We start from the raw sequence: 10,871 nt of genomic DNA, 5'->3' as shown, positions 1-10,871 counted from the left end.
TGCGACGTTTCTCGTCCATGAAGGAGTCCTCCGCTCTCCACGGACGATTCTACCATAACTGCGTTTGTAGTGCTAAGAACCGGAGTCCCACCAGCGCCTCCTGACTGCGGAACGAGAAAGGGAGCCAAGCGATTGGCTCCCAGTCTGTACGAACGCGAGATGCATGGCAACCGTTGGCTTCGTCAGCGCTCGATCTCGCCGCACCGCTCCAGAAGCCGCGCCCAGTCCTCGTCGATCTGCTCCTGGATGGCTTCGAGGAGCGCCTCGTTGTCGGGCTTGAAGAGGTGCTCGAAGCGACGTTGCTCCTTCATCCAGTCTGCCACGGGTCGCTTGCGCCTCGGATGGTAGGTGAGATGCCACTCGCCATCGGCCACCTCGAAGAGGGGCCAAAAGCACGTGTCCACGGCGAGGCGAGCCATCTCGATGCCGTCTTCCATGGGGAAGCGCCAGCCTCGATGGCACGGCGCGAGAACGTTGATGAACGCGGGACCCTCAGCCGCGAGGGCGCGCTGCACCTTCGTCGCCAGATCGCGCCAGTTGTGGGGCGACGCCTGAGCGACGTAGGGGATGCCGTGCGCCACGACGATGGCGGTCAGGTCCTTGGGCTTCTGCACCTTGCCGCTAGCCTTCTTGCCGGACGGCGCGGTCGTCGTGGCGGCTCCCAGAGGCGTTGCGCCGGATCGCTGGATGCCGGTGTTCATGTACGCCTCGTTGTTGTAGCAGACGTACAGGAAGTTGTGTCCGCGCTCCAGCGCGCCGGAGAGCGCCTGCAGCCCGATGTCGTACGTTCCGCCGTCGCCGCCGAAGGCGATGGGCTTCACTTCCTTCGGGACGCGGCCCTCGCGGGAGAGAACCCGCAGAGCGGCGTCGATCCCGCTGGCGGTCGACGCGACGTTCTCGAACGCGGAATGGATAAATGGCGTCTGCCACGCGGAGTACGGGTAGACGGTCGTCACGACTTCGAGGCAGCCCGTTGCGCCGGCGGCGATGATCGGGCGATCCACCGCATGGAGTATCTGGCGAACCGCGTTCACGCTGGTGCATCCGGCGCAAGCGCGATGTCCTGCGGCGATCAGTTCGGGCGTTTGGGCGAGGTCGCGGAGTCGAATCTGGTTCATGTCAGGTTCCCTTGGACTGGTCGCGCCTACTCGTGAACGCCGACGTAGCGGACGGCGGCTTTTGGTCCGTCGGAGGCGTCCTGCATCAAGCCAGAGCCCACGCCGACGATGTCGCTCACCGTGATGTCGCGCCCACCCAGTCCGTAGACGTAGTTGAGCATCGGGACGTTCGCGCGAGCGCGCATCAGGCTAGACGCCACGTCGGACGCGAGCGGTCCCCACGGCGCTCCGAGAGCCAGCGAGCGATCCAGCACGCCGACCGCGCTGCAGTGGGACAACGCCTGCGCGACCTCTTCCGCCGGGAAGGGGCGGAACCGACGGACTTTCAGCAACCCGACTGCATGTCCCTGCTCCCGCAGCAGATCGACAGCGTCCTTCCCGGTTCCCGCGGCGGAGCCAAGTACGACAATCGCGCTCTCCGCATCGTCCATGCGGTACGGGTCGAGCGACTCGTACCGCCTGCCGGTGAGGTCCGCGTACTCCTCCTCGATGAGGGCGACGATGCGTGGAGCCTCGTCCATCGCTTCCACCTGTTGGCGCTTGACCTCCATGTAGTAGTCGGGAAGGACGATTGCGCCGTAGGTCATCGGCTTGGCGAGGTTGGAGAGGCTATCCGTCGGACGGTAGGTTCCGACGAATGCGGATACCGTCTCGTCGTCCAGGGTTTCGAGAACCTGTGTCGTATGGCTCGTGATGAAGCCGTCCTGGACCGTCATGACCGGCAGGAGCACTTCCGGGTGCTCGGCGATCCGCACCGCCATGAGGGCGTTGTCGTAGGCTTCTTGCGCGTTCTCGGCGAAGAACTGGAGCCACCCGGTTTCACGAGCGCCCATGGCGTCGGAATGGTCGCAATGGATGTTCAGGGGCCCGCCGAGACTTCGGCTGACCAACTGCATGACGATGGGGAGCCGGTACCCCGCCGCGATGAAGAGCATCTCCCACATGAACGCCAAGCCGTTCGCGGAGGTCGCCGTCATGGCTCGGACGCCCGTCGCGGCGGCTCCGACCACGGCGCTCATGGCGCTGTGCTCCGATTCGACCAGGATCAGCTCGGTGTCCGACGCGCCGTCAGCGACGTACTGGGCGAACTGCTGCATCAACTCGGTCTGCGGCGTGATCGGGTAGCCCGCGACGACGTCGGGTCGGGACTGCCGCATCGCCAGCGCGCCTGCCTCGTTGCCGGTGAGCGCGACTCGCTCGGACTGCGCTGTCATGTCTCGCGCTCCTCGATTAGGCGTCCGGCCCGTCGTCCTGCACCATCGCCAACGCGCCTTCGGTTGGGCACTCGTGGACGCAGACCCCGCAGCCCTTGCAGTAATCGTACGAGATGCCGACCATCTTGACGCCGTCGAGCAGGATCGCCGAATCGGGGCAGTAGACCCAGCACAGCAGGCAGTGGCTGCATGCCGAAGCGTCCCACACGGGCTTGGACGAGCGCCATCCGCCGGTCAGGTATGCGCGGGAAGTTCCGCCGACCGGTATCGATCCGCCGCGCGGGAGCTTCTGCCAACTGCGTTCCCATTCGAGCTGCGGCGTGCTCTTCCCGTCTGTCATATGCGTTGTGCCTCTTCATAGGCTCGGCGCACCGCCTCGATGTTGCCATCGACGATCTTCGCCGAGAACTTCTTGCTGAGCTTGTGACGCACCGCCTCGATGACCGTGTCCACGGGCAGGATGCCGGTCGCGCGCAGCATCGCCCCGACCATCGGCGTATTGGGGATGGGGCGACCGATCGTTTCGGTTGCGAGGCGGTTGGCGTCGAGAATCCACAACGGCGCGTCGGGTCCGGCGTATTCGGCGAGCCGATGCCGCAGCTTGTCGTCGGGTTCCGCCGCCGTGTTGACCAAGAAAACCGTGTCCTGTGAAGTGCCCTCGTCAATCCCGGCAGACTCCAGTAGGGTCTCGTCCATCAACACGACGATTCCCGGCGAAGTGACGGGGGCGTTGACTCGGATCGGCTTGCCGGAGATGCGGTTGTAGGCGCGGACCGGGGCTCCCATGCGTTCGGGACCGTATTCCGGGAACCCCTGAGCGTAGAAGCCGGCATCGACGGCGGATTCGGCGAGGAAGGTCGCTGCGGTCTTCGCGCCCTGACCGCCGCGGGCGTGCCATCGGATCTCGGTGAGTGCGCCTGCGGGCGAGGACGCGTCGTTCGGTACCATACGCGGCAGCCCCTTTTCGGTAGGTGAACGGGTGCCATCCCCGGCGGACGGGGGCTACCTCCCTGCGGGGCGCTCCGGGCCCCTCAGTTCCAATCATAGCCGCGCGGAGAGCACAAAGGTAGCCCGCTTGTGCATAGGGCGACAAACGGGCTGCGTGCGGTGACAGGTACCGCGAGCCAACTGGTTAGAACCGGTTCTCGATGCTCACGATCACATCGCGTCCGGGCGCATCGACGCCCGACCCGTGGACGCGGTAGCGCCGGTTCAGGATGTTCTCGACGCCGACGGATGCCGTGACGCCCCCGATGGTGACGCCTCCCCGGACGTTCCACGTGAACCATCCAGGCGTGCCGGCGTCGAGCGCCCGCCGACCGTCCCATTGAACGGCGGAGGCATCGCGCGTGTAGCCCGGAATGCGGGGGTCGGAGATGTCACCCGCGCTCAATCGATCCTGTTTGGCGGCTCCGCGCACAAACGTCTCGACCCAGCGTCTGGCTCCCTGCGGCATCCATCGGACGCCGACCGTACCGGATGCCGGGGGTTCGCGGCGGATGTTTTCCTGCCACGGCTTCGCCGGATCGGGGTCGTTTCCGTCGATGGTCAGCACGGAGCCGCGCGTGATCGATCCCAGTGCGTACACCGTCGCGTCATGCGGCAGCGCGACGGCGGCTTCCGCTTCGATCCCGCGAATACGGGTTCGGTCGAGGTTGTCGATGACGGTGATGTCGGCTTGCGGATGCTCCGCTTGGATGGATCGGTAGAGCTGAGGCAGTTCCGAGCCGTACACGTCGGACACGCGGCGGGCGACCATCTGGTCGCGCAGGTCGTTCTGGAACACGGTCAGACTGCCGCTGAGTCGGGATGTCTGCGCCTTCAGCCCGACTTCGGCGTTCAGGTTCCGCTCCGGCAGCACGCCGGGACTGGGAGCGCTGACGCTTTGGTTGGTGACCTGCACGCCGGAGAGATCGTCGAGGCTGGGAGCCCGGAAGCCGGATCCCGCGCTGGCATACACTCTCAGACCGTCGATCACCCGAACGCTGCCCGACACGGTTCCCGTGGCGGCGTTCCCGGACTTTTCTACGACGCCGAACGCGGGGTCTCTCAGCGACAGGTCCGCCGTCATCTCGTAGTGCGTCACGTTCCCGGCGAAGATGAGCGCTCCCGGGCTCAGTGACATCTCGTACTGGGCGAAGCCGCTGGCGTCGAGCGCGTCGGAACCATCCGGGAACCGTCCCCACGCCACGACCTTGGGCAGCACTTGCTCACTCTCGATGGCGTCCCGGTAGACCTCTGCGCCCACGGTCAATCGCTGCGTGTCCGACAGGCTCGAAGCCCCTCGAATCGACGCGCCGATGGTATCGACCGTATCCTCGATACGAGACGTGTCGGTCGCCGGGTCTTTGCCGACCTTGAGGGACGACGACCCTTCGATCTGCCGGTGTAGCGACAGCGTGCCGGCGATCTGGTCGATGCCCGGCACGAGGCGATTCGACTCGTAGGTCACGTGAGCCAGGTGGCGCTCCTGCGGATCGAACGTCAGCAGGTCGTACTCCTCGCCGGAGCCGATCTTGTCCCACCGCGACGACACGACCTGACGCAGTCCCTGATACCCGGCGCGCAGCGAGCTGCCCTCAGTGGGCTGCCACGACACCGACGCGTTTCCGGCGGACTCCGTGTAGCTGGTGGGCGCTTCCTCGTCGTAGACGCGCGTGACGACGTACTCCTTGCCGCCCGATCTGAGCTTGTCGCCCGGCTGCGGCGCGTCCTCTTCGAGGCTCGTCAGGAGGAACTTCCGACCCTTCACGTGCACGTCTCGTCCCGCGCCCGGCTGGACATCGCCGACGCTCTTGCGCGTGAAAGAGGCGAGGAACCCCATGTCGTGAGATGAGCCGCTCACGGAGACGCCGCCGATCCGGTCGTCGGACGCGCTCCGCCAACGCCCGAAGAGTCGCGGCTCCACCGTCAGTTCTGACGTGACGGACGGCTGACGGGTGGTCACCGCGATGACCCCTCCCAGGGCGGAGTTGCCGTAGGCGACCGCGCTCGGACCGCGCACGAGCTCGATGCGGTCGATGTCGTCGATGTTCAGCGTGTTGAAGTACTGGTTGGGGCCCGAGCGAAACGTCGAGTTGCTGAGACGCACACCGTCGATCAGGATGAGCGTGTGGTACCCCGTGAGTCCCCGGATGGCCGGGGATCCCTGCCCATTTGTCGTGCGTTGCGCGATGATGCCGAGCTCGTCTTCCAGCGCATCGATCGCACTGGTCAGAGCCCGACGTCCCAGCTTGTCGGGCGAGACGATGTTCACAGCCGCTGGCACGTCGAACTCGTTGCGGGAGCTTCGCGTCGCCGTGACGGTGATCTTCGAGAGCTCGGCGACGTTCTGTTCCGCCGGTTCGTCAGCCGCCAACCATTGCGCGGATATGGCGAACCCCATGAGTGCCGCCGCCCATGCGCTCCCCCTCACGCGCTCACTCCTCACAGACGCATCCTCCTGGTGTCGATGCTGCGATATCAGTCTCTGCCGCCAGCGGACTGACCACTCCCGTATCCACCCGTACCGGCGCCGATCGTTCCTCGGTCTCGGACACCTGCCGCGCCGATCTGCCCGCTCGCACCACCCATGCCACCACCGAAGAAATCGCCCCTGCCGACGCGGACGATCATGCCTGCCTGCTGCGGATCGAAAGCGCCCGGGAAGCGTGTCTCCAGCACGTAGCGCGCTTCGCGGAAATCGGCGCCCTTCGCGTTCGCTTGCCTCATGTCGGTGAAGGCGAGGTCCGCGCCGCGCAAGTCGGCGTCACGGAGGCTGGCGTTGCGCATGTCCGCGAACTCGAACGACGCGCCGCGCAAATCGGCTCCGTCGAGCTTCGCGCGTCGGAGATCGGCATGTCGCAGGTTCGCGCCGTAGTTCCCGGCGGACGTGTCGCCGAACAGGCGCGCTCCGCGCAAGTTCGCGCCCTGCAGGTTCGCGCGCATCAGGTTCGCCCATCTCAGGTCCGCGCCCTCGAAGTTGGCATTTCTGAGATCGGACTCGGACAGGTCCACTTGCCTCAAATCGGCTCCGGCGAGGTTCGCATCGCGCAGGACGATCCGGCGCATGTCCCGGTTCGCGAGCTCTGCTCCGGCGATCTGTGCGCCTTCGAGGTTCGCGTCGCGCAGTTCGGTGGTTCTCAGGCTCTTCAGGTCGACGGTCAGGGGCTTCGATACGGCGCACGCAGAGACGACCACGGCGAGCCCCAGCACTCCCAGTCCAGCTTTGAGTGACATCGGCGGGCCTCCTCGCCCTGGACACGACTCGTCCGTTGACTTGCAATAGACGTGCCGAAGTCACGAGCCGGAAAACGGGGCGTGATGGCGTGCAGAACCGGCTGAAATGACCAAGGTATGGTCAGGTGTGGTCTGGGCGTGAGCACCGACCGGTTTCAGTAGACCCAGAAGGAGTAGACGCGCGAGCCCGTCGCCGTTCCGATGACCGACAGGCACGACCCGACGACGAACTCGCCGAGCATCAATCCGATGAAGAAGGGCATGGCACGCCGGTACATTCCGAGTCCGCCGACGCGCAGCAGGATGCCCTTGAACGCCCAGACGAGCAAGAGCGGGAACCAGACCGTCGCCATGCCCCAACTGTTGGAGACGGCATATCCGGCGGGGTGCAGGGGCCACCAGATGAAGCGCGAGCGCATCGCCGCGAAGAAGACCGTCGTGACCGCACCGATTCCCAGGAAGACCGGCGTGGACGGCTGCGCCTCCAGCGGGTTCACGAGCCATCCGGCGAGACGGTTCAGAGGTTCCCATCCGAACCACTCGATTCGTCCCGCCATGCCGACCCGATGCGACGTGTCCAGGAACGCCCAGAACGTCGCCAACGTGCCGACGACCGTCGAGACGGCGATGGCGATGACCATGTTCCGGCTTCTGCCGCCGATGCGGCTCGACAGCTTGAAGCCTTCGAGCTGGAGCGGCATGAAGTCGGAGTAGTGCGCCCGGTTGAAGAACCAGTACTGCGCCATGACGACGAGATTGCGCGTACCCAGGCGACGGGTTCCGGCCAGTGGCGGAAGTATCTGGTCGGGCCCCGCGTTGTGCATGTCGTGAACCGGGATGCCCATCTCGGCGCGCATGCGCGAGATCGAGAAGTTGATGAGCAGATAGACGGCGAAGAAGACCACCGCCACCCACAGCGACATCCCGGCTCTGAGACTGAAGGCGATCAGGAAGACGAGCGAGCCGATCAGAAGCGCCAGTGTCGTGCGGTAGCCCATCGGGGAATCGCGTTCCGGCTCCGTCGTGCGTCGAGAGATCGAGCGCCAGACGGACTGCAGATGTCGCCGCGATGCCCAGATCGCGCCGATCCCGACGGCGATGAACGCGCCGGTTCCCTGCTCGATGATGCCCTGGAAGCCGGAGAACGATCCGCCGCGCGCGGACATCCCGACGACGCCCATGAAGACGCGCTGCGCCTTCCAGTACAGGTAGAAGAACCAGCAGGAAAACAGCAGGTCGAGCGGGATGAAGAAGCCCAAGCCAATCGCCCAGGGGTAGAACGAGATGGGCATCCAGCCGATGTAGTTCCACGGCTTCTCGGTGAAGAAGACGTCGATGCGCGTCAGCTTCAGATGGATGCCGGGCACGTTTGGCATCAGGATATGGAGCTCGTTCAGCAGGTCGAGCGACGCCGACAGGGCGAAGCCGAGCCACATCAGGCGGCTGGTCGCGAGCTGACGCGGGTGCTCGATGAGTTCGAGCGGCAGTTGAATGATGGGGTAGGTGAGCTTCTCCTGCTCGACCCATTGCTGCCGGACGAGGAGGTTCGTCGCCAACATCGCCCCCGAGAAGGCGAAGATGAACAGCGACCACCAGAAGACGGGAGTCGCCCAGATGCGGAAGTGCTCGCTCGTGTAGAACGTCGATTCGCCTAAGTAGTGATCTCGCAGAGCTCCGGGATCCGACACGACGAGCCATTTGGGGAGATGCGGAAGGATCAGCTCTGCCCAATCGTTCTCCGGCGACGCGTACCAATGGGCGTGACCCATCAACGGGATCAGCAGTTGCATGAACCCGTGTCCTGCCATCGCAGCACCCATGCCCTGCATCACATAGAGCAGTAGCAGTTCCTGGCGGGTGAACGCCAGACGCGGCGACGCGGCGACGAGCGCGGCGTTGAGAGCGCCGACGACGATGAGACCGAAGACCGCCGTAAAGAAGATGGACTGCACGGTGACGTGGATCGCGAACCACATCGCCTCGGCGACGGTGATCCAGTAGCACTGCAGAATGGTGAGCGCGCTCCCGACGAAGAGCACGCGCGCCATGCGCTCGCTTCGGTGTCCGGGAAGGTCTAGGGAAACCGGGGGCTTCATCGACGGTGTGTAGCCCTTTCCGGGCACGCGCGCCGCGTCGTCCTTGATCGACTCGCCGCGATCCCGCTATTGTAGGAACGTCGCTCTGAGCGCGTCAACGCGCAGTTCGCCGACTTCGAGCCGCGTCGCCTGCGGCACCTACCGAGGAACGCATGGAGACAGCGCCGACGACAGCCCGGTCAAAGCGAACCGCCCTCGTGCGGATCGGGGGAGCGCTGTTCCGTTGGCGCGACTACACGCCGATCCCGTTCTTGATCGCGTGGGTCGTCTTTGCGCAGCCAACGGCGCTCTCGGCGACGGTCGGGTTGAGCCTGATGGCGTGCGGTGAGGCGATCCGCGTCGCGAGCGTGCGACACATCCGGGGCTCGTGCCGCACTCGCGGAACCACGCCGGGCAGGCGGCTGATCGAAAGCGGACCCTTCTGCTGGACGCGGAACCCGCTCTACCTGGGCAATGCTTCCATCGCTCTCGGCACGGCGTTCCTCAGCGGGAGATGGTGGGCAATCGTTGCGACACTCGTGCTGTTTGTCGTCCAGTATGTCCCGATTGTGCGATGGGAGGAGGAGCAGCTCAGGCGTCAGTTCGGCGAGGAGTATGCCGAATACCGGCGGCGCGTGCCCCGGTGGTTCCCGCGTCCGAGACGTCGAGCCGAAGGCGCGGAGCCGATAGCGGTGCGCGAAGCGATGCGGATCGAGCGGCGGACGTTGGTGGCGATCTTGGTCACTTGTGCGTTGTTCTTGGCTCGGTGGTGGACCTCGGCATGACATCTCAGAATGACAAGGAGAGATGGAAGATGGCTCGGAATCTGAACCCCTTCGACGCGGCGCAGGCGATGGTCGCCGGAATCGAGCCCCAACTTCGGTGCGAGGCGACAAACCGGCAGGAGTGGCGGACGTGGCGGGACGCCTTCAGCGCGGCACTGTGGAACAACCTCGGCAAGCTGCCGGAGCCCGTGCCGCTCAACACTGAGACGACGGAATCGGTCGACTGCGGCGAGTACATCCGGGAGCGGGTCCTGCTCGACACGACGCCGTGGGACACGATCCCCGCATACGTCCTCGTGCCGAAGGACATCGCGCCGGGCGAACGCCGATCGGCAATCCTGGCGGCGCATGGACACGGTGACGGCAAGTCCGAGATCACCGGCGTCGACGAGCGATGGCGCGACCGCGAAGGCGACCCGAACCACGACTACGCCCGGCAGTTCGCGCGACGAGGGTACGTGGTCATCGCGCCCGACTGGCGAGGGTTCGGCGAGCGGCGGAGCCCGGCGCAGTGGACGCGCGCGTCGCGCGACGGCTGCAACGTGAACTACATGGCATACGGCTACTTCGGGTTCCACCTGCTCACATTGCAGGTCTGGGATGGCATGCGGTGCATCGACTACTTGGAGACCCGCGCGGACGTCGACCCGGACCGGATCGGATGCGCCGGGCTCTCCTTCGGCGGAACCATGACGACGTACGTGAGCGCGCTCGATCCGCGCGTGCGAGTCGCGTGCATCAGCGGTTACCTCAGCACCGTCGCCCACGACGCGATCACGCTCCGAGGCAACGGGAACTTCTGCGGCGCGCAGTATTCGCCGGGGCTCCTGTCCATCGGCGACATCCCGGACGTCGCGTGCCTGATCGCCCCGCGACCCCTCATCGCGGAGATGGGAACTCAGGACACGTGCTTCGTCATCGACGACGCGCAGTCCGCCTACCGGCAGGTCGAGAGGCTGTATCAGGCGATCGGCGCGGAGCGCTGTATCGCGTCCGATGTGTTCGAGGGCGGGCACATCTTCAGCGGCAGGAAGTCGTTCGACTGGTTCGCGAAGTGGCTCTAGACGACCTGAAAGGGGTGAGTCCGATATGGAGAAGGTGTTCGGACGCATCGTCGTGCGAACCGGCGATCTGACCGCCGAGGACACGGACGCCATCGTGAACGCGGCGAACAGCTCGCTGATGGGCGGCGGAGGAGTGGATGGCGCGATTCATCGCGCCGGCGGACCGCAGATTCTGGAAGAATGCCGGCGGATCCGGGCGACGACCCATCCGGACGGTCTTCCGGTTGGCGAGGCGGTCTCGACCTCGGGCGGACGTCTCAAGGCGCGATATGTGATCCACACGGTGGGCCCGGTGTGGCACGGCGGGAACCAGGGCGAGCCGGAACTGCTCGCTTCCTGCTACAGAAACGCTTTGGTCGAGGGTGAGAGGCTGGGCGTGCAGTCGGTGGCGTTTCCC

General features: G+C 65.6%; 10 protein-coding genes. 3 read left to right on the top strand and 7 right to left on the bottom strand.

Translation table 11 applies throughout. The features are described 5' to 3' along the window. Positions 1 to 182: 182 nt before the first annotated feature. The 7 genes from FJZ36_15695 to FJZ36_15665 all read right to left on the bottom strand — a co-directional run bounded on the left by FJZ36_15695 (position 183) and on the right by FJZ36_15665 (position 8,598). Positions 183 to 1,118: a pyruvate ferredoxin oxidoreductase gene (locus FJZ36_15695; protein ID MBM3216343.1), complete on the bottom strand. Its 936-nt coding sequence runs from the start codon at positions 1,116 to 1,118 to the stop codon at positions 183 to 185. 26 nt (positions 1,119 to 1,144) lie between these two features. Continuing rightward, entirely contained in the window at positions 1,145 to 2,332 is a 1,188-nt protein-coding gene (gene porA, locus FJZ36_15690; protein MBM3216342.1) for a pyruvate ferredoxin oxidoreductase, read from the bottom strand. A 16-nt stretch (positions 2,333 to 2,348) separates the two neighbouring features. Beyond that, positions 2,349 to 2,672 (bottom strand): 4Fe-4S dicluster domain-containing protein, encoded by a 324-nt coding sequence (locus FJZ36_15685; protein ID MBM3216341.1) that lies wholly within the window; start codon positions 2,670 to 2,672, stop codon positions 2,349 to 2,351. Further along, the gene (locus tag FJZ36_15680; protein MBM3216340.1) at positions 2,669 to 3,280 is read right to left on the bottom strand and encodes a pyruvate synthase; all 612 of its coding nucleotides are present in this window, start codon (positions 3,278 to 3,280) and stop codon (positions 2,669 to 2,671) included. The genes FJZ36_15685 and FJZ36_15680 overlap by 4 nt, the downstream gene beginning before the upstream one ends. 184 nt (positions 3,281 to 3,464) lie before the next feature. Continuing rightward, on the bottom strand, positions 3,465 to 5,747 hold the full coding sequence (locus tag FJZ36_15675) for a TonB-dependent receptor (protein MBM3216339.1): 2,283 nt from the start codon (positions 5,745 to 5,747) through the stop codon (positions 3,465 to 3,467). 47 nt (positions 5,748 to 5,794) lie between these two features. Next, the gene (locus FJZ36_15670; protein MBM3216338.1) at positions 5,795 to 6,550 is read right to left on the bottom strand and encodes a pentapeptide repeat-containing protein; all 756 of its coding nucleotides are present in this window, start codon (positions 6,548 to 6,550) and stop codon (positions 5,795 to 5,797) included. A 155-nt stretch (positions 6,551 to 6,705) separates the two neighbouring features. Continuing rightward, the gene (locus FJZ36_15665) at positions 6,706 to 8,598 is read right to left on the bottom strand and encodes a hypothetical protein (GenBank protein MBM3216337.1); all 1,893 of its coding nucleotides are present in this window, start codon (positions 8,596 to 8,598) and stop codon (positions 6,706 to 6,708) included. A 200-nt stretch (positions 8,599 to 8,798) separates the two neighbouring features. On the opposite strand from FJZ36_15665, the gene FJZ36_15660 reads away from it, so the two are divergent. From FJZ36_15660 to FJZ36_15650, 3 genes are all read left to right on the top strand, one after another. Further along, positions 8,799 to 9,410 (top strand): DUF1295 domain-containing protein, encoded by a 612-nt coding sequence (locus FJZ36_15660; protein MBM3216336.1) that lies wholly within the window; start codon positions 8,799 to 8,801, stop codon positions 9,408 to 9,410. Continuing rightward, positions 9,200 to 10,474, top strand: a complete 1,275-nt coding sequence (locus FJZ36_15655) for a hypothetical protein (GenBank protein ID MBM3216335.1) — start codon at positions 9,200 to 9,202, stop codon at positions 10,472 to 10,474. Before FJZ36_15660 ends, FJZ36_15655 begins: the two co-directional genes overlap by 211 nt. Before the next feature lie 25 nt (positions 10,475 to 10,499). Next, positions 10,500 to 10,871 (top strand): macro domain-containing protein (locus FJZ36_15650; protein ID MBM3216334.1); only part of this gene is annotated, 372 nt, incomplete at its 3' end.

This window comes from Candidatus Poribacteria bacterium, assembly GCA_016866785.1.
GTDB lineage: Bacteria > Poribacteria > WGA-4E.
The sequence above is the reverse complement of the archived record's forward strand: the minus strand, read 5'-3'. Positions and strand labels throughout refer to the sequence as shown.

Excerpts from the sequence above, each read along its gene's own strand:
- FJZ36_15695 (MBM3216343.1), bottom strand. The coding sequence starts at position 1,118 with ATGAACCAGATTCGACTCCGCGACCTCGCCCAAACGCCCGAACTGATC.
- porA (MBM3216342.1), bottom strand. The coding sequence starts at position 2,332 with ATGACAGCGCAGTCCGAGCGAGTCGCGCTCACCGGCAACGAGGCAGGC.
- FJZ36_15685 (MBM3216341.1), bottom strand. The coding sequence starts at position 2,672 with ATGACAGACGGGAAGAGCACGCCGCAGCTCGAATGGGAACGCAGTTGG.
- FJZ36_15680 (MBM3216340.1), bottom strand. The coding sequence starts at position 3,280 with ATGGTACCGAACGACGCGTCCTCGCCCGCAGGCGCACTCACCGAGATC.
- FJZ36_15670 (MBM3216338.1), bottom strand. The coding sequence starts at position 6,550 with ATGTCACTCAAAGCTGGACTGGGAGTGCTGGGGCTCGCCGTGGTCGTC.
- FJZ36_15665 (MBM3216337.1), bottom strand. The coding sequence starts at position 8,598 with ATGGCGCGCGTGCTCTTCGTCGGGAGCGCGCTCACCATTCTGCAGTGC.
- FJZ36_15660 (MBM3216336.1), top strand. The coding sequence starts at position 8,799 with ATGGAGACAGCGCCGACGACAGCCCGGTCAAAGCGAACCGCCCTCGTG.
- FJZ36_15655 (MBM3216335.1), top strand. The coding sequence starts at position 9,200 with ATGGGAGGAGGAGCAGCTCAGGCGTCAGTTCGGCGAGGAGTATGCCGA.